The sequence below is a fragment of the Pseudoalteromonas luteoviolacea genome (assembly GCF_018100925.1).
Taxonomy (GTDB): Bacteria; Pseudomonadota; Gammaproteobacteria; order Enterobacterales; family Alteromonadaceae; genus Pseudoalteromonas; species Pseudoalteromonas obscura.
Window position 1 is genome coordinate 17,564 of the sequence record NZ_JAGJEH010000006.1, and the last position, 23,332, is coordinate 40,895.

At 43.1% G+C, this 23,332-nt stretch carries 25 protein-coding genes and 2 tRNA genes; 5 read left to right on the forward strand and 22 right to left on the reverse strand.

The window, feature by feature from the left end:
• Positions 1 to 27: 27 nt before the first annotated feature.
• The 8 genes from fdx to trmJ form a co-directional block, all read right to left on the reverse strand.
• Positions 28 to 366 carry an ISC system 2Fe-2S type ferredoxin gene (gene fdx / locus J8M00_RS13640; protein WP_023399927.1) on the reverse strand — a complete coding sequence of 113 codons (339 nt, stop codon included), beginning with the start codon at positions 364 to 366 and terminating at the stop codon, positions 28 to 30.
• A gap of 1 nt (position 367) precedes the next feature.
• Positions 368 to 2,230, reverse strand: a complete 1,863-nt coding sequence (gene hscA, locus J8M00_RS13645) for a Fe-S protein assembly chaperone HscA (protein ID WP_211010962.1) — start codon at positions 2,228 to 2,230, stop codon at positions 368 to 370.
• Positions 2,231 to 2,262: 32 nt separating this feature from the next.
• Positions 2,263 to 2,787 (reverse strand): co-chaperone HscB, encoded by a 525-nt coding sequence (gene hscB, locus J8M00_RS13650; RefSeq protein WP_211010964.1) that lies wholly within the window; start codon positions 2,785 to 2,787, stop codon positions 2,263 to 2,265.
• A gap of 63 nt (positions 2,788 to 2,850) precedes the next feature.
• Positions 2,851 to 3,174 carry an iron-sulfur cluster assembly protein IscA gene (gene iscA / locus J8M00_RS13655; protein ID WP_023399924.1) on the reverse strand — a complete coding sequence of 108 codons (324 nt, stop codon included), beginning with the start codon at positions 3,172 to 3,174 and terminating at the stop codon, positions 2,851 to 2,853.
• Positions 3,175 to 3,184: 10 nt separating this feature from the next.
• Positions 3,185 to 3,568 carry a Fe-S cluster assembly scaffold IscU gene (iscU, locus tag J8M00_RS13660; protein WP_023399923.1) on the reverse strand — a complete coding sequence of 128 codons (384 nt, stop codon included), beginning with the start codon at positions 3,566 to 3,568 and terminating at the stop codon, positions 3,185 to 3,187.
• 59 nt (positions 3,569 to 3,627) lie between these two features.
• On the reverse strand, positions 3,628 to 4,842 hold the full coding sequence (locus J8M00_RS13665; protein ID WP_211010966.1) for an IscS subfamily cysteine desulfurase: 1,215 nt from the start codon (positions 4,840 to 4,842) through the stop codon (positions 3,628 to 3,630).
• Positions 4,843 to 4,864: 22 nt separating this feature from the next.
• A complete protein-coding gene (gene iscR, locus J8M00_RS13670; protein WP_211010968.1) occupies positions 4,865 to 5,356 on the reverse strand; it encodes a Fe-S cluster assembly transcriptional regulator IscR in 492 nt (163 codons plus the stop codon).
• Positions 5,357 to 5,588: 232 nt separating this feature from the next.
• Positions 5,589 to 6,311: a tRNA (cytosine(32)/uridine(32)-2'-O)-methyltransferase TrmJ gene (gene trmJ / locus J8M00_RS13675; RefSeq protein WP_211010970.1), complete on the reverse strand. Its 723-nt coding sequence runs from the start codon at positions 6,309 to 6,311 to the stop codon at positions 5,589 to 5,591.
• 182 nt (positions 6,312 to 6,493) lie between these two features.
• Here trmJ and suhB point away from each other — a divergent pair, with 182 nt between their 5' ends.
• The gene (gene suhB / locus J8M00_RS13680; RefSeq protein WP_023399919.1) at positions 6,494 to 7,297 is read left to right on the forward strand and encodes an inositol-1-monophosphatase; all 804 of its coding nucleotides are present in this window, start codon (positions 6,494 to 6,496) and stop codon (positions 7,295 to 7,297) included.
• A 63-nt stretch (positions 7,298 to 7,360) separates the two neighbouring features.
• Here the strand turns inward: suhB and J8M00_RS13685 are convergent, their stop codons facing one another.
• The 4 genes from J8M00_RS13685 to J8M00_RS13700 all read right to left on the reverse strand — a co-directional run bounded on the left by J8M00_RS13685 (position 7,361) and on the right by J8M00_RS13700 (position 10,451).
• Positions 7,361 to 8,536, reverse strand: a complete 1,176-nt coding sequence (locus tag J8M00_RS13685) for a mandelate racemase/muconate lactonizing enzyme family protein (RefSeq protein WP_211010971.1) — start codon at positions 8,534 to 8,536, stop codon at positions 7,361 to 7,363.
• Positions 8,537 to 8,544: 8 nt separating this feature from the next.
• The gene (locus tag J8M00_RS13690; RefSeq protein ID WP_211010973.1) at positions 8,545 to 9,312 is read right to left on the reverse strand and encodes a class II aldolase/adducin family protein; all 768 of its coding nucleotides are present in this window, start codon (positions 9,310 to 9,312) and stop codon (positions 8,545 to 8,547) included.
• Positions 9,313 to 9,463: 151 nt separating this feature from the next.
• The gene (locus tag J8M00_RS13695) at positions 9,464 to 9,751 is read right to left on the reverse strand and encodes a c-type cytochrome (RefSeq protein WP_432652274.1); all 288 of its coding nucleotides are present in this window, start codon (positions 9,749 to 9,751) and stop codon (positions 9,464 to 9,466) included.
• A 157-nt stretch (positions 9,752 to 9,908) separates the two neighbouring features.
• On the reverse strand, positions 9,909 to 10,451 hold the full coding sequence (locus J8M00_RS13700) for a DUF2058 domain-containing protein (protein ID WP_211010977.1): 543 nt from the start codon (positions 10,449 to 10,451) through the stop codon (positions 9,909 to 9,911).
• Positions 10,452 to 10,705: 254 nt separating this feature from the next.
• Here J8M00_RS13700 and J8M00_RS13705 point away from each other — a divergent pair, with 254 nt between their 5' ends.
• Entirely contained in the window at positions 10,706 to 11,857 is a 1,152-nt protein-coding gene (locus J8M00_RS13705; RefSeq protein WP_211010979.1) for an MFS transporter, read from the forward strand.
• On the opposite strand, the gene J8M00_RS13710 is transcribed toward J8M00_RS13705, so the two are convergent.
• A complete protein-coding gene (locus tag J8M00_RS13710) occupies positions 11,821 to 12,324 on the reverse strand; it encodes a prolyl-tRNA synthetase associated domain-containing protein (protein ID WP_211010981.1) in 504 nt (167 codons plus the stop codon). The genes J8M00_RS13705 and J8M00_RS13710 overlap by 37 nt on opposite strands.
• Positions 12,321 to 12,707: a hypothetical protein gene (locus J8M00_RS13715; RefSeq protein WP_211010983.1), complete on the reverse strand. Its 387-nt coding sequence runs from the start codon at positions 12,705 to 12,707 to the stop codon at positions 12,321 to 12,323. The genes J8M00_RS13710 and J8M00_RS13715 overlap by 4 nt, the downstream gene beginning before the upstream one ends.
• Before the next feature lie 124 nt (positions 12,708 to 12,831).
• On the opposite strand from J8M00_RS13715, the gene J8M00_RS13720 reads away from it, so the two are divergent.
• Positions 12,832 to 12,907, forward strand: a tRNA-Ala gene (locus J8M00_RS13720).
• A 32-nt stretch (positions 12,908 to 12,939) separates the two neighbouring features.
• Positions 12,940 to 13,015, forward strand: a tRNA-Ala gene (locus J8M00_RS13725).
• A gap of 5 nt (positions 13,016 to 13,020) precedes the next feature.
• Here J8M00_RS13725 and J8M00_RS13730 read toward each other — a convergent pair.
• Complete coding sequence (locus J8M00_RS13730; RefSeq protein ID WP_211010985.1) at positions 13,021 to 14,268, reverse strand: glutamate-5-semialdehyde dehydrogenase; 1,248 nt, start codon at positions 14,266 to 14,268, stop codon at positions 13,021 to 13,023.
• 268 nt (positions 14,269 to 14,536) lie between these two features.
• On the opposite strand from J8M00_RS13730, the gene J8M00_RS13735 reads away from it, so the two are divergent.
• Complete coding sequence (locus J8M00_RS13735) at positions 14,537 to 16,393, forward strand: cation:proton antiporter (RefSeq protein ID WP_211010986.1); 1,857 nt, start codon at positions 14,537 to 14,539, stop codon at positions 16,391 to 16,393.
• A 1-nt stretch (position 16,394) separates the two neighbouring features.
• Here the strand turns inward: J8M00_RS13735 and J8M00_RS13740 are convergent, their stop codons facing one another.
• From J8M00_RS13740 to miaA, 7 genes are all read right to left on the reverse strand, one after another.
• On the reverse strand, positions 16,395 to 17,018 hold the full coding sequence (locus J8M00_RS13740; protein WP_211010988.1) for a tetratricopeptide repeat protein: 624 nt from the start codon (positions 17,016 to 17,018) through the stop codon (positions 16,395 to 16,397).
• A 116-nt stretch (positions 17,019 to 17,134) separates the two neighbouring features.
• Entirely contained in the window at positions 17,135 to 18,451 is a 1,317-nt protein-coding gene (locus J8M00_RS13745; RefSeq protein WP_211010990.1) for an adenylosuccinate synthase, read from the reverse strand.
• Positions 18,452 to 18,636: 185 nt separating this feature from the next.
• On the reverse strand, positions 18,637 to 19,515 hold the full coding sequence (hflC, locus tag J8M00_RS13750; protein ID WP_211010992.1) for a protease modulator HflC: 879 nt from the start codon (positions 19,513 to 19,515) through the stop codon (positions 18,637 to 18,639).
• A gap of 5 nt (positions 19,516 to 19,520) precedes the next feature.
• Complete coding sequence (gene hflK / locus J8M00_RS13755; protein ID WP_211010994.1) at positions 19,521 to 20,684, reverse strand: FtsH protease activity modulator HflK; 1,164 nt, start codon at positions 20,682 to 20,684, stop codon at positions 19,521 to 19,523.
• A gap of 91 nt (positions 20,685 to 20,775) precedes the next feature.
• Complete coding sequence (hflX, locus tag J8M00_RS13760; RefSeq protein ID WP_023399905.1) at positions 20,776 to 22,065, reverse strand: ribosome rescue GTPase HflX; 1,290 nt, start codon at positions 22,063 to 22,065, stop codon at positions 20,776 to 20,778.
• A 21-nt stretch (positions 22,066 to 22,086) separates the two neighbouring features.
• On the reverse strand, positions 22,087 to 22,350 hold the full coding sequence (hfq, locus tag J8M00_RS13765) for an RNA chaperone Hfq (RefSeq protein ID WP_023399904.1): 264 nt from the start codon (positions 22,348 to 22,350) through the stop codon (positions 22,087 to 22,089).
• Positions 22,351 to 22,427: 77 nt separating this feature from the next.
• Positions 22,428 to 23,318, reverse strand: coding sequence for a tRNA (adenosine(37)-N6)-dimethylallyltransferase MiaA (miaA, locus tag J8M00_RS13770; protein WP_247687403.1), 891 nt, complete (start codon positions 23,316 to 23,318; stop codon positions 22,428 to 22,430).
• Positions 23,319 to 23,332 lie beyond the last annotated feature (14 nt).

The following is a 23,332-nucleotide window of genomic DNA, read 5'->3' on the forward strand; positions in this document are numbered from 1 at the left end:
TACAGCCTTTTCGATAAACTTTATGAATTAGTGCTCTTCATTAACAATGTTTAGATTATATTTTGGAATTTCTACAACCAAATCTTCATCGTTGATCACTGCCTGACAGCCCAGACGTGATTCAGGTTCCAAACCCCAAGCTTTGTCTAACATGTCATCTTCAAGCTCATCGCTTTCTTCTAGCGAGTCAAACCCTTCGCGGATAACAACATGACATGTCGTACAAGCACATGACTTTTCACATGCATGAGGGATACTGATCCCATTTTTTAACGCGACATCTAGCACTGTATCACCAGATTTTGCGTCTATCGCCGCGCCCTCAGGACAAAGCTCTTCATGGGGTAAAAAGATAATTTGTGGCATATTAAACCTCGTCTACAGACTGACCTTGCAGTGCCTGTTTGATTGATACATCCATGCGGCGAGATGCAAATTCACTACTTGCTTCATCAACCACTTCAATTGCATGCTTTATCGCATCTGGATCCGATGCATTTTGGCGTTTTTCATCTAACATCGCCATCGCCTCTCTTAGGCTATTTAACTCTTCTTCGTTTAATAACGCAGATTCTGTTGCCAGTGAAGCTTCAAGGGCTTCAAGTACTCTCAGCGCTTCAACCTGCTGTTCTTTGAGCATACGTGCTTGCATATCTTCTTTAGCAAAACTCATTGAGTCTTTAAGCATTTGTGCAACCTGATCATCACTCAAACCGAATGACGGCTTTACTTGGATCTCGGCTTGCACACCAGTCGACTTCTCACTCGCAGACACGCTCAACAAGCCATCTGCATCCACTTTGAACGTAACGCGAATATGTGCTGCCCCGGCAGCCATGGCTGGAATGCCTTTGAGGCTGAATTTAGCCAGTGAACGACAATCATCTACTAATTCTCGTTCACCTTGGAGTACATGCAATGACATCGCAGTTTGGCCATCTTTGAAGGTGGTGAACTCTTGCGCGCGAGCAACTGGAATTGTTGTATTACGTGGAATGATCTTTTCTACCAAGCCACCCATGGTCTCTAAACCCAAAGATAGAGGTAAAACATCCAATAACAGCATATCCGAGTCAGGTTTATTACCTGCTAGAATATCAGCCTGAATTGCAGCGCCAATAGCAACAACGCGATCTGGATCAATAGAAGTTAGCGGCTCTTTTTCAAAAAACTCACCAACCGCTTCACGGATCACAGGCATACGGGTTGACCCACCAACCATCACAGCTTCAAGCACTTCTTCTTTGCTTACACCCGCGTCTTTTAACGCTCTACGGCATGCTCTAAGCGTTTGCTTAACAAGTGGTGCAACTAGCTCAGCAAACTGCTCTTGCGTCACTGTTACCAAGTGCTCAGTTGAGCGCAGTTCGAGTTTCACATTGACAGTTAAATAACTGCTCAACGCTTCTTTGCAGGCTTTTGCTTTTTGGATCAATAAACGCAGCTCTTGTGGTGTAAGCTCACTCAGGCCTAACTGCGACTTAAAGTGTTCAACCAATACAGCATCAAAGTCATCTCCACCTAAACTTGAATCACCACCCGTTGCTAGTACCTCAAAAACACCTTGATTCAAACGCAGTATTGAAATATCAAACGTACCACCACCCAAATCATAGACAGCAATTACACCTTCTTGACCTGAGTCCAAGCCATAAGCAACAGCTGCGGCAGTTGGTTCATTGAGTAACCTCAGTACTTTTAAACCTGCAATTTCAGCTGCATCTTTGGTACTTTGCCTTTGTGCATCATCAAAATAAGCAGGTACAGTGATAACACTCCCCACTATTTCCTCTCCTGCAAAGCTCTCCGTCGCACGTTGATAAAGAGACTTTAAAATTTCTGCTGATGCTTGGATTGGATTGATTGGGCCAGCAACCGTGTTGATTGCCAGCGCACCTTGATGTTCAACAAACTCATAAGGTAAGTTTTGATAGCGCGTGGTAACTTCTGAAACAGATTTGCCAAGAAAACGTTTTACGGAAATAAGCGTATTGGTCGGATCTTCAACCGCAGCCAATTGCGCTTGTTGACCAACAGTGACATTCTCAGCATGATATCTTACGACAGACGGTAGCATAGCATCGCCATTAATATCCACAAGCGTTCTGGCTTCACCACTTTGTACTGTGGCCACCAAAGAATTTGTTGTACCTAAGTCGATACCTATTGCCAGTTTATGTTCGTGAGGTGCCGCGCTCTGCCCCGGCTCAGCAATTTGCAATAATGCCATAATGCTCTTTTAACTTAAGTGGTGACGCTAGATTAATCGAAAAGGCTATCTTCAATGCGAGACAGCTCTTCACGTAATTTATATATGAATTTTAACTTGCGAATATTGTCAGCAGCAATTTCTAACACCGAGTGTTCTTGATCAATAAGCTGCTCTGCTAGTTTTGCGCTGTACTGTTGGTCGAGCACTTTAATTTGGGCTTCAAACGCATCGATTTCATCTTCTGGATCGCTGCTATGCTGGATATCTTCCAGTGCCTCTCTTAGCTCCATTTGCTGCATTAAAAATGCAGGGTCTTGCAGTGTTTGCTGCTCAGCTCTGATATCGACACCTTGCTCACTTAACATATACTCAGCACGTTTCACTGGGTGTTTTAAAACCGCTAAAGCATCATTAATTTCAGACGTTTTTTGCACGGCGATCAGCTTTTCACGCTCACTTTTCCCCGCAAACTTATCAGGATGAACGGCACGTTGTAACTCTAAATAACGTTGATTTAATACTGATAAATCTACGTCATAGCTTACTGGTAAATTAAATAATTCAAAATATCGCATACGGACCTAATACAGCAAAGCCCTACCAAGGCAGGGCTTAAGCTCACTATCTTTTATAGATGGTTAAACGGTAAAGCTTTCACCACAACCACATTCGTCTTTTTGATTTGGGTTGATAAACTTAAACCCTTCATTAAGACCTTCTTTGGTGTAGTCCAGCTCAGTACCGTCGATATAAACCAAGCTTTTTGCATCAACGATGATTTTTACGCCCATTTCTTCGAACACTTCATCGCCTTCAGCTAGCTCATCAACGAACTCGAGTACATACGCAAGACCTGAGCAGCCAGTGGTTTTAATCCCCACTCGCAAGCCAAGACCTTTTCCTCGGTTCGCAAGGAAAGTCTGCACACGATTTGCAGCTGCTTCAGTTAATGTCACTGCCATAATTTATCTCTTACTTCGCCTGCTTATTTTTGTAGTCTGCAATCGCTGCTTGAATTGCATCTTCAGCAAGGATTGAACAGTGGATCTTTACAGGTGGTAACTCTAGCTCAGCAGTAATGTCGGTATTTTTAATTTCTGCAGCTTGGTCTAGAGTTTTACCTTTCACCCACTCTGTCACCAAAGAAGATGAAGCAATCGCACTACCACAGCCGTATGTCTTAAACTTAGCGTCTTCGATAACACCTTCGTCAGACACTTTAATTTGCAGTTTCATTACGTCGCCACAAGCCGGTGCACCAACCATACCGGTTGCTACATTCGGATCGTTTTTGTCTAACGTGCCTACGTTACGTGGGTTTTCCACGTGGTCAATTACTTTATCACTATATGCCATAACTCTTTCCTCACTAACCGCTTATATACTTGCTACAGTGTCAATACAAGCTGTCTTGTTTAATGGTGTGCCCATTCAACTGAATCTAAATCAATACCGTCTTTAAACATTTCCCAAAGAGGAGACATCTCTCTCAAGCGACCGATTGAGTCTTTGATAAGCTTGATGGTGTAATCAATTTCCTCTTCTGTTGTAAAGCGACCGATACTGAATCGAATTGAGCTATGTGCTAATTCGTCATTACGGCCTAGCGCGCGAAGTACATAAGACGGCTCAAGGCTTGCTGATGTACATGCTGAACCAGACGAAACAGCAATGTCTTTCACAGCCATCAGAAGAGATTCACCTTCAACATAGTTGAAGCTGATATTAACAATACCCGGTACAGACTGGTCTACAGTGCCATTGAAATACACTTCTTCCATATCCATAATGCCGTCAACTAGACGCTGGCGAAGTGCGCTAATGTGTGCATGATCTTTGTCAAAATCAGCCTTAGCAATACGGAATGCAGAGCCCATACCTACAATTTGGTGTGTCGCTAGAGTGCCTGAACGCATACCGCGCTCATGACCACCACCGTGCATTTGCGCTTCAAGGCGAGCACGAGGTTTACGACGCACATATAAAGCGCCAATACCCTTAGGACCATAAACTTTGTGACCAGAAAATGACATGAAATCTACTTTTAACTGTTTCATATCAATTGCAACTTTGCCTGCGCTTTGTGCACCATCTACGTGGAACATGATTTTGCGCTCACGGCACATCTCACCGATTGTCGCAATATCTTGAATAACACCCAGCTCATTATTTACGTGCATAACGCTGATTAAAATAGTGTCTTCACGGATCTCACTTTCTAGCTTTTTAAGATCTAATAGGCCGTTTTCTTCAACGTCCATATAGGTTACTTCAAAGCCTTGGCGCTCCAGTTCACGACACGTATCAATAACAGCTTTGTGCTCTGTCTTAACGGTAATGATGTGCTTGCCTTTCTTTTGATAAAAGTTCGCAGCACCTTTTATTGCAAGGTTGTTTGATTCAGTCGCGCCAGAAGTAAATACGATTTCACGCGGGTCTGCGTTAATCAAATCAGCGATATCATTACGTGCTTGGTCAATTAGTTCTTCGGCCTGCCAACCAAAACGGTGTGAACGGGACGCAGGATTACCAAAGTTACCATCCATTGTCAGGCATTGCATCATTTCGTCAGCAACACGCTGATCAACCGGCGTGGTCGCAGCATAATCTAAATATATCGGTAATTTCATTTCTTTCTCCGCTTGACGCCAATTATAGTTGGCAACTCACTTGAATATTATCTAATTGCTTCATCGCATCGCTAACGCTTCTATCTTGACGTGATGCAACTGATTGCACATCAGAGTTAGCGACTAGCTCGGCAAGGGAAATACTGTTTAAAAATTCTTCTATTCGCACGCTTAAATCCGACCACAAGGTGTGGGTCAAGCAGCGCATGCCACTTTGGCAACCACCACCTTCTCCGTGGCATCTTGTTGCATCAACCGATTCATCCACCGCGTTGATAACATCTCCTACAGAGATTGTGTGTGCGTCGCGCCCTAGGAGGTAACCTCCACCAGGGCCTCGTACTGAGCTCACTAGCCCATTCTTACGAAGACGTGCAAATAATTGTTCTAAATATGATAGAGATATTTCCTGACGTTCAGAAATATCAGCCAGAGGCACAGGTCCAATGTTTGCGTGTAGCGCTACATCTAGCATTGCAGTTACTGCATACCTGCCTTTTGAAGTCAGTTTCATACGCGCCTCTAGGTTACATTTATCAAATGCCGCAAATTGTAATTACCTGACTAAGATAGTCAAGTATTAACGACACCTATTGCTTATAAAATAAGTTACTACTTACTCAGTCTCATTTAGCTAATACCTGACTAATTTAATCAGGTATTATCGACATTGTAATTACCCGAGTAATTTAGTCAAGTATTACTGTGATGAAAGTATCTAATCTTTAGATTCTTTCCGATCTTAACTATTTCGTTGATTTGTTAACTGAGCTGAGAATACCACGCAGGATGTTGAGCTCTTGATCTTCCGGTCTTGCACGATTGAACAAACGTTTGAGTTTTGTCATCACCATGCCCGGGTGCTGCTTTACAATAAAACCAGTGTCATTCAAGGTTGATTCAAGGTGCTCATAGAATAGGGCCATTTGCTCAGAGGTAGGATACTTTGTGTCATCAACTTCTGGCTCAGCTTCTTGTGTGTCCAGAAACGTCATGCGCGTTTCATAAGTAAGTGTTTGCACAGCCATTGCCAAATTCAAAGAGCTGTACTCTGGGTTTGCAGGAATACAAACATGGTAGTTACAAAGCTGTAGCTCTTCGTTTGTTAAGCCACTGTTTTCCCTGCCAAACACAAGTGCAACTGGACCATCGCTAGACTCAGCAACAAGTTTTTGTGCACATTCTCTTGGGTCCACCATAGGCCAAGACAAGGTGCGAGAGCGCGCGCTAGTACCTATTACCAAACTACAGTCTGCGATGGCATCTTCCAGTTTATCAACGGTTACTGCATCACCAAGGACATCTGTCGCACCTGCTGCCAGTGCACTTGCGTGACTGTCTACCTCGCAAGCAGGATCGACTAAATATAATTTTGAAAAGCCCATGGTTTTCATTGCGCGTGCAACTGAACCAATATTTCCCGAATGTGAAGTGTTCACAAGTACGATTCTAATATCTTGTAATGCCATGCTATTTATCTCAGACAAAAATAATGGCGTAGTTTACCATAGGTTGACAGGATCAAACCACCAAACCAACTGAACAAAAAAACACCAATTTTTTTCATGCAAAGTTATTTACTTTATCGAGAAAATCGCTAGAATACGCCGGCTCAAAAAATTTAGTTCTTTTACAATTCAAAGGTAATGCTATGCATCCAATGTTAAACATTGCGGTACGCGCTGCGCGTAACGCGGGTAAAGTGATCTTACGTGCAACTGAAGATCTGTCTCAAGTTGAAGCGACTCAGAAGGGTACTAACGACTTCGTGACAAGTGTTGATACAGAAGCAGAACGTGTGATCCGTGACACAATTTTAAAATCTTACCCAGATCACGCAATTGTTGGAGAAGAGCTTGGCCACACTGATGGCAAAGATAAAGATTACCTTTGGGTTATTGATCCTCTTGATGGCACAACTAACTTCATCAAAGGCATCCCTCATTTCGCAATTTCAATTGCACTTAAAGTAAAAGGCCGCGTTGAACAGGCTGTTGTTTACGATCCAATTCGTAGCGAGTTATTCACCGCATCTCGTGGCCAAGGTGCCCAATTAAACAATAAGCGTATTCGTGTAACTAAGAGCAACGAGCTTGCTGGTAGCGTGTTAGCAACTGGTTTCCCATTCAAGCAAAAGCACCACTTAGATGCGTACACAGAAGCTTTTAAAGCACTATTTATTCACACAGCTGATATTCGTCGTGCAGGCTCTGCTGCACTAGACATGGCATACGTTGCGGCAGGCCGTATTGACGGTTTCTATGAAATTGGTCTTAAGCCTTGGGATACAGCGGCAGGTGAACTGTTAGTAAAAGAAGCTGGCGGTATGCTTATGGATTTTGCAGGTGGAGCAAACTACAACAACAGCGGTAACATCGTCTGTGGCGCACCTAAATTGTGCCAAGCGATTGTTAAAGAGATCCGCCCAGTACTGACAGAGTCTCTGCTTAAATAAATGCATTCTTTGAATATAAAAAAACCAGGCTAAGCCTGGTTTTTTTATTGGATATCACGTGCGTTATTTAATTTCTACACGCTGTGAGCGCATCACAACTTCATCATTCAGCTCAATCCCAATACCAGGTTCTTCTGATACCTTAAATACCCCTTTTTCAGGTTGTGGATCTTGAAGACAAAGCTCTCTATTCCACTTTTTAATCGCATATGTATGATGCTCATGGATTAAGAAATTAGGAATGGCTGTCTCTAAATGCAGTGAAGCTGCGGTTGCGACCGGGCCGCCACAAACGTGTGCTTGAATGCGTATATCGAAGATATCTGCATAGTCACATACTTTTTTAGTTTCAGTAAAACCACCACATAAACCAATGTCTGGCTGCAATACATCAATACTTTGATCTTCAAAATAAGGTCTTACATCCCAGCGGTTATAGAGGCGTTCACCACCTGCGATCGGCACAGCTGTTTTGTTGGCAACTTTGGCATGTAAAGAATGGTTTAAGTAGTTTACTGGCTCTTCGTAATACATGCAGTCAAACTCTTCTGCAATCTCTGCAATTTGAATTGCCGATGTCGCACCCGGCAGGCTGTGGCATTCAAAAATAATATCAACTTCATCACCTACCGCTTCACGGATAGCTTTCATACGTGATCGATATAGCTTCATTTCGCCGCGAGAGATAAGCTTTGTACGGTCATAATATGTATTGCCATCTTTGTCATACATAATTGGATCAACCTTCACCGCGTCATAGCCTTCAGCCAAAGCTTTATGAGCTGCCTCTGCATATTCATGGGGCTGTACTAAGGCCTTAAACTCGCTGTCCCAGTCAAATTGCAATTGTGACGCATAGGTGCGTAACTCTGGATTTACTTTACCACCTAACAGCTGGTAAACAGGCAGGTTTAGCGCCTTACCTTTAATATCCCAAAGCGCAGTATCGATGGCACTCATTGCAGCATATACCACGGGACCACCACCTAACCCCCAAAAGCTCTCTCGCAACATGCGAGACCATAACAGCTCAGTTTGGAATGGGTCATGACCAATCAAAAATGCCTCAGCCATTTCTTTGATCATACTTGCCGCAGCACTGTGTCCCAAATCATAAGCAAGTCCTGCTTCACCTACTCCCGAGATCCCTTCATCAGTATGAATCCTGATGAAGACAGGTGTCCAAGCTGGTCTGTCTGGACAGTGTATATCAAATACTTCGACGCGATTTACTTTCATTTCGACTCCTATTTGGCAAAGCCAGGATCTAAGCGATATGCTTTTCTGAGCATTGCAGGCCAAGCTAACTGACCACCGGTACTCCCGCTGTGCACAACTTTAGCTTGATTATAAATGTTATCTTGGATTGGTTGAGGTACTGCAATTGCGGGTTGCCCAGTGGCCAATATCGCCACTTGAATTTCACACGCTCTTTGCAAATCATAAAAGCGCATAAATGCATCTCCAACAGTTGGTCCCACCGTTAGACCACCATGGTTTACCAATAGCATATGGTTGGTATTGCCCAGATCGGCTTGCAAACGCGCTCTTTCGTCATCATTTACAGCAAGTCCTTCATAGCCGTGATAAGACAAAGAAGGAAGCGAAAACATACTGTGTTGACTTAAAGGCTGCAATCCCCCCTCAAGACTCGCTACGGCAATCGTTTCTTTGGTATGCAAATGAATTACGCAATGGGCATCTTCACGTACCTCGTGGATAGCGCTGTGAATTGTAAAACCAGCAGGGTTTATCTCGTATGGCGTATCATCGAGAATATTTCCTTGCAGATCTACTTTCACTAAATTGGATGCGGTTACCTCGTCAAAACTCAAGCCAAATGCGTTAACTAAATAATGATTGGTCCCTGGCAACCTAGCTGACATATGGGTATAAATTAAGTCGCCCCAACGAAAATGCTCAACCAAGCGATAACAAGCTGCAAGATCAACGCGTAACTTCCACTCTTCATCGCTCACTTTACCCTTTAGGTTTAACTCAGGTAGATCAAACATCTTTGCTCCTTACACTCACCATGGTGTTTTTAGATGTATAGAAGTCTAAAACACATAAAAAAATAGTTCAATACACAGAGCTCCCCCTGTGCAAATTAATTCGGTACTAAAAAAGCCACCATGAAAGGTGGCTTTTTCCAGCAGTTAAAACTTAGTTTACTGTAGAAAGATAGGCAGCAATCGCTTCTAGTTCTGCATCAGATACATTGGCAACCATGGCTTTCATTGCAGCAGACATACCATTGCTGCGTTTGCCTGTTTTAATATCTTTCATTTGCGCTAAAAGATACTCTTTACTTTGCCCATTAACTTTTGGGTACAAAGGCATTATAGGTGATTTCCCTTCCGCTCCATGGCACGTTTGGCATAACTTTGCAGAGTACAACGCCTTACCATCTGCAGCAGCTACATTACCAGAGAGCATTGCAGTGACAGCCATGCTTGATGCAAACACAAATTGCTTTATCTTCATCATATCATTTCTCTTTTTTGACGGTTATTTAACCAGTGTAGACGACTCAAAGCCGCTCTACACAATTACTTAATTCAGTTTTAGAATATGAACCTAGTCAGCTAAGAGAAATGAACCTAATACATTACCAAATCAGGTCGTCTGGCACTTCATAGCCCGAGTATGGATCATCGCCATCCTGCTTGTCGTTGTTATCTTCGACGTGGAAAACGATGTACTTTTCATCAACTTCGGCAATCTTTCTAGCTGGTTCATCTTCTAATACATAGAACTGCCCTTCCAGTACGCAGATTGCTAAACGTCCCTTTGATAAAGCCTGTTGCGTCTGTTCGTTTACATCTAGCTCCTTGACTTTATTTTCATAAGTGAAGTTAAATGTGCGGTCGCCTTTGATCTCTGCTTGGTTGTGATGCTCTAGGATTTGTTTAACACGTGCGACTTGTTCACGTTCTTTTAAATCGTCTTGCTTCGCTTTATTTTGCGCTTCTGCTTTTTGCTGCTGAGCAAGTTTGGTTTGCTCAATATGCTTTTGCAGATCTGTTTGATCGCTTGTTGCGCCTTTTTTCTTTTTCTTCTTTTGCTGCTTGCGTTTTTCCGTCTTGGCAACTTTCATTTTGTGCTCAGTTGTCAAACCGGCTTTTAACAGCTGATCCTGTAAAGACCCCATAATGCCACTCCATCAATCTAAACTTGCCGCCATTTTAATACCAAAATTAGCAAATCTCTAAACAATTTCTTTAATAGCTAGGGAAAAGTACATACAGCTTCTAACAAACACGAATTCATTTTTGAGCCATGTACATTAATCTAGCAAAGCCACTAAAGTAATTTATGATGTATAACAAGTTTTTACTTCTTTTTAGAGAAAAAGCTTCGTCAAATGTAGATAATAATTAAGTACATTCATCGCTAAGAAATCGTATGCCAATATTTCATTTACTGCTCTGCTCTGTGGTTATATTTTTCGTGCTTTATGCGCCACAGCCAATGCTGGCGCAATTTGCTGAACACTTCGCGATCACCCCCGCAAAATCAGGCCTTTTAATGACTGTCACCATGCTGCCATTGGCTGTCGCGCCCATTTTTTATGGTTTGGTTTTAACCAGATTTTGTAAACTCATTGTGCTGCGTAATACTATGATTGCGCTGGCACTGTGTTGCACTGTGATAGGTGTAACTCAGCAGTTTGAGTTATTTTTAGCTATGCGATTTATAGAAGGGCTGTTGCTGCCCGCGGCACTGACTTCAATGACTGGCTATATAGGGCAAACTTGGCAAGGCCAATGTCTGCGTAAGAACATGACTTGGTATGTAGGTAGTACCATTGCTGGGGGGTATTTAGGTAGAGCTTTGGCGGCAAATTTTGCGACATGGTGGGGGTTCGAAAGCTTTTACCTATTTAATGCTGTGTTGCTTTTGGTACTTGCTTTGATGGTTAAACCTACCTACGACAAATCAACAAGCCAAGCACCAATCACTTCTCCAAGAGCGTATTTAAAACCTTTAAAGTCGGCCAAGTTGCTGCGCCTTTATGGGGCGGTTTTTTGCATGTTTTACTGCTTTTCTGCACTGCTAAATTACCTCCCTTTTATTTTGAGTAACGAGTATCAAGTCAAAGATCCTAAGCTGATAGCTTGGATATACAGTGGCTATTTAGTCGGCGCATTAATCTCGATGGTTACCCCCTTGCTGTCAAAATTAACCCATAATAATTGGCAAATTTTAACGACGTTATTTGCTATCTACAGCCTGACTTTACTTGCCATGCAATGGAGCTCTCTCAGCTTCTTTGTCGCCATGTTTACACTCTTCTGTGCCTGCATGTTTATGATACATGCCAGTGCGGCTCCCCTAGCCAACGAACTCAGTACGGCCAATGCCAGCATCACCAATGGTGCTTATGTATCATTTTATTATTGTGGCGGGGCGCTAGGCACTTTCGTACCCGGCTTTATTTATCAAATATATGGATTGGCAATCTTCTTAATTAGTTTACTATTTGTGTGTATGTTTGGCGGTTACTTAGTATTGCAAAATCAACGCACTGGCAGTGAAACCCAGTGTGGAGTGTGACCACTTCTTTGCCAAAACACCTTTAAATCAGCCAGCTGTAATACCCAAGTTTTGTCATTTTCAAATGGGTGACACTGCCATTGTTTAGCATCTTCCAATTCACTGTCTAACCACAATTCAACATGATTTTCTGTGTCGTTGAAAGTCGCAAGTGCAGAGACACAACCGGGCCTAACTTGCAGATATTTCGCCAAACGTTCACTGGAACAAAACCCAAGTCGAGAAACACCCTGCTGCTTTGACAAAGTTTTTAAATCAAGCTGCTTTTCAGCTCGCGTGATCACCAAAAAGTGCCTTTTACCATAGTTGTCGCGTAAAAATAGGTTTTTTAATCCCGTACCATCTCGCTCTAGGCCGATTTCTTTGGCTGCATCGCAATTCGCCAATGGTACGTGTTGGTAACTTAAATAGTGAATGTTCAATTGAGCCAGATGCCTTTCTAACGCCTCATAACGAGATAATGTCACAAACAATGTCCTCGCAACTGCACACTACGTTGACGCCAATAAACATTGTCAATGTTATAACCGCTCTGACAATAATTGTCGGCTTTCAAAGCCTGCTGTAACAATGTCACAGCTGTATCCTCAAGTACTAACTTCAACTCGGGCGATTCTTCAACTCGCTGGTAATCTGCAAACTTTTTCAGTTCCTTTTTTGAGATAGGTTTATTTTTAGCAAGATCCATTCTGGGTGTAGACTTCACCGTCACTACAAACGCAAACTCGGGCTGACCTTCTGCGTTGATGCGCTTATGTAAGGTTTGTTTTTCTATTTCAAAATCAGGTTTTGGGGCGGAACTACAAGCAACCAGCACAGTTGACAAGAGCAGTAAAAATAGACGACTCATAATTTTCCTATCCATAAATTTGTCCCAGTGTACCAAAGCTGCTCGTATTTTTGAGTTTTTTAATAAAAAAACTTGACGCGGGAGGCAAAAGTCTTTAAATTTCGCCTCGTCCAAAAGACATGTTGGGGCTATAGCTCAGCTGGGAGAGCGCCTGCCTTGCACGCAGGAGGTCAGCAGTTCGATCCTGCTTAGCTCCACCAATTTTCTTTTGTGATACTTCCCAATTTAAAGTGGGGCTATAGCTCAGCTGGGAGAGCGCCTGCCTTGCACGCAGGAGGTCAGCAGTTCGATCCTGCTTAGCTCCACCACTTTACTAACTTCTTATATTTCCCGTTCCATTAACCAAGTACTTTTCGGTTGTTAACGACTCCAATCCCATTGGACCATATGCATGCAATTTAGTGGTTGCAATACCAATTTCAGCACCTAAACCTAGTTGACCACCGTCACTAAATCTAGACGACGCATTTACCATAACAACAGACGCATCCACACATGTTTGAAATTGTTTAGCTGTTTGCTCAGATTGAGTGCATATAACCTCAGTGTGATGGCTGCCAAATTGATCTATGTGTACCAGTGCCGCAGAAAAATCATCAACAATACGGATTGCTATCTCTAGTCCCAAATACTCTTCTCCAAATTCACCATCGTCCAGTACGTTTGCACAGCTAAAATACGCCGCAGCTGACTGACAAGCATGAACCTGAACACCCGCTTCACTCAACACGTCCCTCACTCGTGGCAAAAAGGTTTGCGCGATTGCACTGTGCACAATTAACCCTTCGAGTGCATTGCATACACCTGTCCTCTGTGTTTTACCATTTAAAAGCAAGTCGATTGCCATATCTAAATCTGCATCTTTATCTACATATAAGTGGCACACACCCTTAAAGTGCTGAATAACAGGGACAGTACTGTGCTCGGTCACAAACTCAATCAAACCTTCACCCCCTCTCGGGATTATTAGGTCGATGTAGGCCTTTTGTTGCATTAGCTCTAACATAAGGGCTCTATCAGGATCGGGGACAACGGTGATCAGCTCAGTAGGTAAACCATGTTCATTCAGCACACCATGCATAACTTGCGCAATCGACAAAGAGCTATTTAACGCCTCCTTTCCGCCGCGTAAGATTACGCCATTGCCAGACTTAAAGCACAAGGCACCTGCATCAGCGGTCACATTTGGCCTCGCTTCGTAAATCATACAAATAACCCCCAGTGGAACACGCATTTTTTGCACTTCAATGCCACTCGGTTGCTTGCCAAGAACTCGCACCTCCCCAACTGGATCTGGAAGCGCCGCTACTTCTTCTAGCCCTAAAGCCATGTCATTTATACGTTGCGAATTTAAAGTTAAACGGTCTACCATAGCCTGCGAGAGCTGATTGTCCCGTGCCGCGCCAAGGTCTAGCGCATTCGCATCTAAAATACTCTGTTCATTTGCTCGAAGCGCGCTTGCCATCTCGATCAGTATGGCGTTTTTCTGTTCTGTATCGAGAATCGCCAGCTTTTTTGCAGCCTTTGCGGCGTTTTTGGCCAAATTCGTTATTAATGTCATCGTCTTCCTCTCATCCCTAGCTAGTGTGTATTCACACAGAGCCTGTTACTCAGACCTTGATAATACGCATTTTAAAAGAGCCTGGTAAAGTGAATATTGTTTAAATTGCACACTTTAATTGCTCGTCCCCCTACCAGAAAATTTGTCAAAAGAATCGGAAAAAAGAAAGCACTTTTAACAGCTTATTCTCTTTTTTGACTTATTTACTATGATATAACGAGGCTAACACTATACTAATATTCAATAAGCTAACTAAGCTGGAGAGTTTATGTCGGCTATTTACATCGCCGCAATTGCCATATGTTCTGTATTTGCCCAGTGGCTGGCATGGGTTGCAAAAGTACCCGCAATTTTATTTTTACTATTAACAGGGCTATTGCTGGGTCCTGTTTCTGGTGTGTTAGACCCAGATAAACTATTAGGTGATCTCCTTTTTCCCGTCGTTTCCTTGTCTGTAGCCATCATACTTTTTGAAGGGTCTTTGACACTTCATTTTCGAGAGCTAAAGGGGATTGGAAAAGTAGTTCGTAATCTCTGCTCAATTGGCATGTTAACTACCTTTGTTATTATTACCGCCTGCGCCATTTATGTATTGGAGTTGGATTGGCCCGTCGCAGCGGTTTTGGGAGCAGTACTGGTTGTGACCGGCCCCACCGTTATTGCGCCTATGCTCAATGCCATGCGCCCAACCAAAGATATAGATAGAATCTTACGTTGGGAAGGCATCGTTATTGATCCAATAGGCGCTTTGTTTGCTGTATTGGTGTTTGAGGCCGTCAGTTTAGTTGATCAAGATGGGGTATTTAGCCACACATTAATGGCTCTACTATCGACACTCGGTGTCGGATTAAGTGTGGGTATCGTTTCTGGCTGGTTTACCAGCTATATTATCCGCAAAGAGTGGCTGCCGTTTGAGCTGCACAAGTTTGGGATATTAGCTCTGGTATTGATGAGCTTTACGCTGTCAAACCATTTAAGTCACGAGTCAGGCTTACTAGCGGTGACGATTTTTGGTATTTGGCTTGCCAATCAGGATGATTTAGAAATAGATGCGGTGCTAGAGTTCAAAGAGGACTTGTCGATGATATTGATTTCTAGCCTATTTATTTTGCTAGCTGCACGCTTGAAGCTAGAAGAATTAATGATGCTAGATAGTGGTATATTTTGGTTTTTAGCCATCGTGCTATTTGTCGCAAGGCCCCTTAGCATTGCCGTTTCGACTTTTAATAGCGACATTCAGCTCAAATCTCGCTTAATGCTCGCATGGATAGCTCCACGCGGTATTGTTGCCGCTGCAGTTGGATCTGTATTTGCGCTCAGTATGGCACAATCCGGGCACCCCGATGCGGCGAAAATAGTACCGCTCATCTTCACCGTCATTATTGTCACTGTCATACTTCAAAGTTTAACTGCAACGCCATTAGCACGCCTACTGGGTGTCCGACAACCCAGCCCAAATACCCTATTGATCATTGGTGCCAACCATGTAGCACGAGCAATTGCCTGTGGACTCAAAGAGCAAAACATAGACGTTTACCTGTCCGATCCTGCATGGGAAAACTGCAAAATGGCGAGAATGGATGGCCTGCCTTGTTATTACGGTAACCCACAATCAGAGCATGCGGAGCGCTACCTGCCGCTTACCAGTTTACACTCTGTACTCGCTTTATCACCCAATCGCCATCACAATGCATTAGGCGTACAATACTTTTCTCACTTACTCGATGAGCAGAGTGTATACTCGTTAAAGTCATCGACAAACCACGCTAAAGCGAATAAAGACAGCGCTACTTTTTTATCTCGGCAAATATTATTTGGAGACACAGGTAATTACGCCAAGCTGAGCAGTTTGATGGCAAAAGGCGGTAAAGTAAGTGCCACTAGATTGTCAGAGGAGTTTAGTTGGGAGCAATACTTAGAAATTAATAAAGAAGCAATTCCTTTGTTCATCATCTCTGAACAGAAAAAAGAGGACGATCCTTTATCCGTGAGGCCTTTTACTTCCGAAGAGGAGAAGCTCCCGCAACAGGGTGACAAAATTTTGGCTTTGCAACCACCTAAGATGTCTATTTTGAAAGACCCGGCAAGTAAAGAGTCTTCAATTGGTGAGAAGTTAAGCAGTTAAGTTAATTTGGCAATCTTGCCCGTTTGATAACACTCTCGGGCATTTTTTCAGCTAACCTTGTCAGTGAGCTTTCTATTTGTTTATGTACCTGCTTATCAGCAACTACAGCGTGAAACAACCATCGATAAGCATCTTCATAGTCGCGAGGACTTCCAAATCCTTGATTGAATAACCCAACAAGACGCAATTGTGCATTTAAGTTCCCAAGCGCAGCCGCTTCGCGCAAATATACAATTGCCATCGCTTTATCAGCTTGCACCAGTTGGCCTATATCATAGTATCTACCGAGTTGCTCAAGCGCCGCAGCAAGGCCTTGCTGTGCCGCTTGCTTCATATAATACAGACCCAACTCCACATCACGCTCAACGCAGACTTCATATGCCAACATATCGCCATACAAAAACTGATAAGATGGCAGGCCCATAATTTCCGCACGTGCTTCTATATCCTGCACTAACTGGCAGTCATCATCTTTCACACGCTGCAAATGGGCATTATTATTGATTAAGGTGATCAACTCATCTTGGGTATATAAAGGTACCGCCTCTATTTGTTCATTGGCAGCACAGTGCCCTGCAAAAATGAACCCAAGCGTTATCAGAGGAAGTCGAAGTGTTCTAATCATAATATTTGGCAATTATTTGATGTCTACAAATATGGATACAAAAACCATACCAAATTATTTTATAGGATATAATTGGATATAAAAAAAGCTGTCGAAGCAGCTTTTTTTATTTTTCATTATTCGCCGAATGGGTTGCGAACAATCATTGTTTCTACACGGTCTGGACCTGTTGAAATAATATCGACTGGTACACCGGTAATTTCTTCTAAGCGCTTGATGTAATTGATCGCAGCTTCCGGCAATTGTTCAACTGACGTTGCGCCGAATGTGTTCTCGCTCCAACCAGGCATCTCTTCATAAACAGGCGTTACCTTCTCGTAACCTTCTGCCGCAAGAGGTGTCACGTTTGTTACTGTACCATCTTCAAGTTGGTAGCCAGTACAAATTTTAATTGTTTCAACGCCATCTAATACATCTAGCTTAGTTAAGCAGAAACCTGTGATGCTGTTGATTTGAACCGCACGGCGCATTGCAACTGCGTCAAACCAGCCCGTACGACGTAAACGACCTGTTGTCGCGCCAAACTCATGGCCTTTTTCACCTAAGTGCTTACCAACTGGGTCTTGCTTATCTACACCATCATATAGTTCAGTTGGGAAAGGACCTGAGCCTACTCGTGTAGTATAAGCTTTAACAATACCTAGCACGTAATCTAGGTTCAACGGGCCAAAACCTGCACCAGTTGCTACACCACCTGCTGTCGTATTTGACGACGTAACATACGGGTAAGTACCGTGGTCGATGTCTAGCAGAGTACCTTGCGCACCTTCAAATAGGATGTTGTCACCCTTCTCACGAGTTTGATCAAGCAGCTCAGTAACATCAACAATCATTGACTTAAGAATTTTGGCAATTTCCATCGCATCATCGTAAGTCTTCTGGAAATCTACTGGCTCTACTTTGTAGTAATGCTCTAGTGAGAAGTTGTGGTACTCAATAACTTCTTTAAGTTTTGCAGCGAATTGCTCTGGGTTGAATAGGTCACCAACACGAAGACCACGGCGTGCAACTTTGTCTTCGTATGCTGGACCAATACCACGACCGGTTGTACCGATGGCTTTATTACCACGTGCAAGTTCACGTGCTTGGTCTAGCGCAACATGGTAAGGAAGAATTAGCGGACATGCTTCACTGATAAGCAGACGCTCACGAACAGGTACACCACGCTCTTCAAGCATGTTTACTTCTTTCATTAGTGCATCTGGCGCCAAAACAACACCGTTACCGATCACACACTTTACGTTGTCACGTAAAATACCTGATGGGATCAAGTGCAGTACTGTTTTCTCACCATTAATAACCAAAGTATGGCCAGCGTTGTGTCCACCTTGATAGCGTACAACTAAAGAAGCCTTATCTGTAAGTAGGTCTACAACCTTACCTTTACCTTCGTCACCCCATTGGGTGCCTAATACAACGACGTTTTTACCCATTGCAATATCACTTAGAAAAAATTAGGCGCAGATTTTACCAGAAAAGGCAGGGGAAAATCACCCTGTTTCGAATGATTTTTCTTCAGACACTTTGATATTAAATAAAAGCGATTGAAATAAATACAAAAAAGCCCGACACAATGCGGGCTTTTTATTTCAAATTAATGACTTTACAAAAGCAAAGACTACTTGCTGTCCTTCTGCTTCATGTAGTCAAAAAACTCACTATCAGGCGAAAGTACCATAACATCGCTTTTGCTTGTGAAAGTTTTCTTATACGCTTCTAACGAACGTATAAAGCCAAAGAACTCAGGATCTTTGTTATATGCTAACGCATAAATATTAGCCGCTTCTGCATCACCTTCACCTCGAACTGTACGCGCATTACGCTCAGCATCAGCCAACATAACCGTTACACGACGGTCAACTTCAGCACGAATAGTCTCAGCTTTCTCTTGACCTTCTGAGCGGTGCTCTTTTGCAACCGCCGTACGCTCAGCACGCATACGTTGGAAGATTGAATTACTGACTTCGTTCGGTAGGTTAATTTGCTTAACGCGCACATCCAGCACTTCAATACCTAGTTCTTGTGCACTGTCAGAGGCTTGAACTAACGCTTCTGCCATCAGCTCACTTCGCTCACCCGATACAATTTCTTTAATTGTTCGAGAACCGAAGTTAGTTCTTAAGCCATTGTTTACTTTCTGTTTTAGTAGCGTTTCAGCATATTGCTTATCACCACGAGCACGTAAGTAAAAGTTAGAAAAGTCACTGACACGCCATTTGACATAAGAATCAACAATAAGGTCTTTCTTCTCGCTTGTTACGAAACGATCAGGTGCACCATCCAATGTTTGAATACGCGCATCAAGATGACGTACTTGGCTAAAGAATGGCACTTTTAGATGCAACCCCGGCTCGTAAACAACTGCGTTATCTGCACTGTCTTTTTGTACTTTACTAAATAACAGCACAATCGCACGCTGCCCTTCAGTTACAACAAAGACAGAAGAAAACCCTAACAGGGCGAGAAGTATTAAAAAGACAAAACCAAAATTTCTCATCAATATTATCTCCCGCTGTTAAAACGATCTTGTGAGAATCTATCATTACTGCTGTTTACGCTGCTGTTACGAGACTGACCCAGTGTTTGACGCAACTGGTTAATGTCGTTTCGGCTAGGCAGAGTCACAGGTGCAGATGATTGAGATTGCTGCATGATCTTATCAAGTGGCAAATACATCATGTTATTGCCGCCTTTCACATCAACGATAACTTTAGAGCTGCGACCTAGAATTTCTTCCATCGCCTCAATGTATAAACGTTCACGTGTTACTTGTTTCGCTGCTGCGTATTCAGGTAGTAACTTTTCAAAGCGAGCGACCTCACCTTGGGCTTCTAAAATGATACGCTCTTTGTAACCTTCTGCCTCTTGAGTCATACGAGTCACTTGACCACGTGCACGAGGCTCTATTTCTCTCGCGTATGCTTCTGCTTCACGAATGAAACGCTCTTCATCTTCTTGTGCAGCAATTGCGTCGTCAAATGCATCTTTAACTTCAGCAGGAGGACGAGAGTCTTTGAAGTTGACGTCTGTCACAATCAAACCAAGGTTATATGGTTCAATAATTTTGTTAAGCTCATCCCACGTACGTTGACGCACCTGCTCACGACCTGTCGTTAATACTTGGTCCATGCGAGAATGGCCTACTACGTAGCGAAGGGCACTATCAAGTGCTTGCTGCAAACTGTGGTCTGCATCTGTTACACTGAAGCGATATAATGTTGGGTCAACAACACGATACTGCACTTCAAACTCAACACTTACCACGTTTTCATCTTCTGTTAGCATAAAACCAGATGCTGATAAAGAGCGAACGGCTTCAATATCAATTGGAATTACACGCTCGATAAACGTCATTTTCCAGCGTAAACCCGGTTCAGCAATACGGTCGAATTTCCCAAATTGCAGCACGATACCGCGCTCAGCTTCTTTAACCGTATAAATACCACTTAGTGCCCATACAATTAAAGCAATAATAAAAATGAAGGTAATTCCAGCGCCGCCAAGTCCATTCTTATTGTTACCTGGCTTACCGCCAAATATCCCGCCAAACTTGTTGTTAAACTTGCGGAATACCTCGTCCAGATCAGGTGGCCCTTGATCTCGTCCACCGCGATTTTTCCACGGGTCGTTATCATTGCCATTATTACCCGGTTCGTTCCAGGCCATAGCTATACTCCATTGTTATAAAATGAATTAAATTAAATCTAACAAAAATTGCCGCATTCTTATAGAGAATTAGGCCGAATTAGTATTTTTTTCAATTTTGAGCAATAAACCGTTCTATTTCCGGCCCTTGTTCTTTTTTCAATCGCTCCCAGTCGGCTTGAGGTAACCTCACATCCAGCAACCAGTTGCCGAGCTCATCGTAGCTCTCGCTGTGAACGGCATTGAGATTAAACAACGCTCCACGTAGCTTGCCAAAAGCAGGCGGCACCAAGAGCTGATGACAAAACATCTTTTTCGCAAGCAATTCAGATATTGCTTGCGAGAGCAACTCTATGCCTTCATTCGCCTGCGCTGAAAGCCATACTCTAATCGGCACACCATTTTCGTCTCTATCGATTTTAGGTTGAATTTCCTCAACTAAATCAATTTTGTTATAGACCAGCAATTGAGGAATTTCATCTGCCTCAATCTCTTCCAAGACCGATTGTACCTGTTCTATATTTTCTTTTCTTCTTTGATCTGCAACATCTACCACATGAAGCTGCAAATCAGCTTCCCGTGTCTCTGTCAATGTCGCTTTAAATGCCGCGACTAAATCATGAGGTAAATGCCTGATAAACCCAACCGTATCGGCCAGTATTACAGCGCCTACATCATCAATTTCAAGTTTACGCAGCGTCGGATCAAGCGTTGCAAACAGTTGGTCTGCTGCATACACATCGGAATTTGTAATTCGGTTGAAAAGCGTGGACTTGCCAGCATTCGTATAACCAACTAATGACACTGTCGGTATTTCATTGCGGCTTCTCGCTCTGCGTCCTTGTTCTCGAACAACGGCGACTTTATCCAGCCTTTTACGAATACTCTTTATACGCTCTCTGAGTAGTCGACGATCCGTTTCTAATTGTGTCTCACCAGGGCCGCGCAGGCCGATCCCGCCCTTTTGCCTCTCTAAGTGCGTCCACCCTCTAATCAAGCGTGTTGAAATATGCCTCAGCTGAGCCAACTCAACTTGCAACTTACCTTCGTGCGTTCTTGCTCGCTGAGCAAATATATCCAAGATAAGCGTTGTTCTATCTAGCACACGGCATCGACAAATATGCTCTAAATTTCTTTCTTGAGAAGGACTTAGTTGGTGATTAAATATAATGACGTCTGCTTTATAAGTTCTGACAATCTCGGCAATTTCTTCTGCTTTACCCGTACCGACAAATAGCTTGGGGTGAGGTGCCTGACGGCTGCCTTGCACAACCGCCACGCTACTAACACCAGCAGAAGATACTAGCATTTCCAATTCTTGCAGATCTTCACGATCTCCTTCATTAGGAAACTCTATGTGCACTAAGACTGCCTGTTCGCCGGCTTCATAACGGTCAAACAAGCAATATGCTCCTAATATCTATTAAAAATTTCCATCTTCACTTTGTTCTGCGCCTTCATTTCCTTGTGTATTTTGGAAATTGACAGCTCTAGCAGGAACAACTGTTGAGATAGCATGTTTGTAAACCATCTGGTTCACGGTATTTTCAAGTAAAATTACAAATTGGTCAAAAGACTGTATTTTGCCTTGTAATTTGATGCCGTTAACTAAAAAAATTGAAACTGGAATGCGCTCACGACGCAAGACATTCAAAAACGGGTCTTGTAACGATTGGCCTTTTGCCATTTTCTTATCCTTCGTTCTAGGTGTTATTATGTTGAGTTAGTTGAATAAAACAAAACAAATTATCGGTTCAACTACTATTAGCTTAGCGAACTTAAAATTCGTTGCAAGTTTTCTTGCTCTCCGGTCTCTAGCCAAGTTACATTTGGCCAACTACGAAGCCAGGTCAACTGTCGCTTTGCAAGTTGTCTGGTAGCGGCGATACCTTTGAATACCATTTCATCGTAATCGCATTCACCGCTTAAATGCTCCCACATTTGCCGATATCCAACACAGCGGATTGAAGGCAAATCAGGATGTAAATCTTTTCGATTATATAGGGTCAAAACTTCGTTTTTAAACCCTTGATCGAGCATTATTTTAAATCTTTTCTCGATTCTTTCATGTAATACTTTACGATCGCTAGGTGCGATCGCAAATTGGTAAAAAGTATAAGGTAGCTCTGGTTGTTTTTGCTTTTGCAATAACGACATGGGCTTACCTGTTATACGATACACCTCTAAGGCCCGATTAATACGCTGAGAGTCATTTTCACTAATTTTCTCAGCAGCCTCAGGATCAATTTTAGCCAGCTCGGCGTGAAGTGCCGGCCACCCTTGCTCTGCAGCATCGCGCTCCAATTCAGTGCGAACCTGAGCAGAAGCTTCAGGCAATGGAGATAAGCCATCTATAAGCCCTTTGAAGTACATCATTGTACCACCAACCAACACCGGGATTTTGCCTTGTGCATGTAGTTTATCTATCAGGGCTATCGCATCACGACGAAAATCAGCCACAGAGTAGCTTTCTTTGGGATCGATCAGGTCGATTAAGTGATGAGGGGCTTGCGCTAACTCACTGGGTTCAGGTTTAGCGGTACCTACATCCATACCTTTATATACTAGCGCTGAATCAACACTGATAATTTCAGTGTCTAAATGCTTACATAGTTCAATAGCCAAAGCTGTTTTACCAGCAGCCGTCGGCCCCATCAGCGTAATAACGG